Annotated in this window: 1 protein-coding gene; it reads right to left on the bottom strand. The window is 35.1% G+C overall.

The window, feature by feature from the left end:
• Positions 1 to 15 precede the first annotated feature (15 nt).
• A complete protein-coding gene (locus tag ACXM0J_RS18810; protein ID WP_000460543.1) occupies positions 16 to 885 on the bottom strand; it encodes an IS982 family transposase in 870 nt (289 codons plus the stop codon).
• Between the last annotated feature and the right edge of the window lie 93 nt (positions 886 to 978).

Below are 978 nucleotides of genomic sequence, written 5' to 3'. Positions count from 1 at the left end.
TAACCCGAATCTTGTTTAAGCCGATATTTCCATAATACGAATCATCGGCTTGTTTTGATGACATATTTGATAAGCACATAAAGATGCATAAATACCAGCTAAATAGCCTGCAACACTTCTCGCTCTAGTCGTCACTAGATTGTACGCCCCTTTCAGCAAACTGAATAAAGTTTCTATTTTATTGCGTTGTTTCAGATGGTATTCATCTGCTTTTGATAACTGTATAGATTTCATGTTCTTTCGGTGATAGGTAATTAAATCAATATCTTGTACTCTTAATTTGCTCTTTAATTCATGACTAATATAGCCACGATCAGCATACAATTTAGCAGTCATTCCTTTGACTAACTGTTCAACCATTTTTATATCTGCTGTATGCCCATTTGATAAAGCTGTGCTGAGTATTTCACCTGACTGATTCATAAGTACATGCAACTTACAACCAAAGAACCAACCCATAGAACTTTTACCACGAGTTGCAATTGCTGCTAGCGATTTATGTCTTTTTATTCGCTGATTTTTACAGACAGCCAATGTCGTTGAATCGATCCATAAATAAGAACTTTGCTGATCTTTCATCAGGGCGAAATGTAAGGCATGCAAAGCCAGTTGATGAGTATTGATCAGGTAAATCATACGTTGGTAACAAGGCAGGCTTTTGAATAAATGAAAATAGTTATGTCTCAGTGCCGTAAAGAATGCTTTAAAGTTATTGAAATGTGAATGTTTATACCAAATTGCAATAAAGACAATTTCAGAAATACTGAGCTGTGCAGGGCGAATTCTTAGGCATTTAAGATTTTGCTTTAAGAATTTCCAGTAAATTGATTCAAATTTTAGAAAGAAATCATCAATTATACAGAATAATTGGGTACTATCGAACATAAGGACTAGAGTCGTAAGTTTTGTGTGGTAACTCAACTGATGGCTCCAGTCCTTCTCTTTTTCAAGTCTATGGCTTATCCGTGATTCAGGTTA

The sequence above is a fragment of the Acinetobacter sp. GRABPA_MV_2 genome (assembly GCF_056725885.1).
This window is presented reverse-complemented; position numbering and strand designations above follow the sequence as displayed.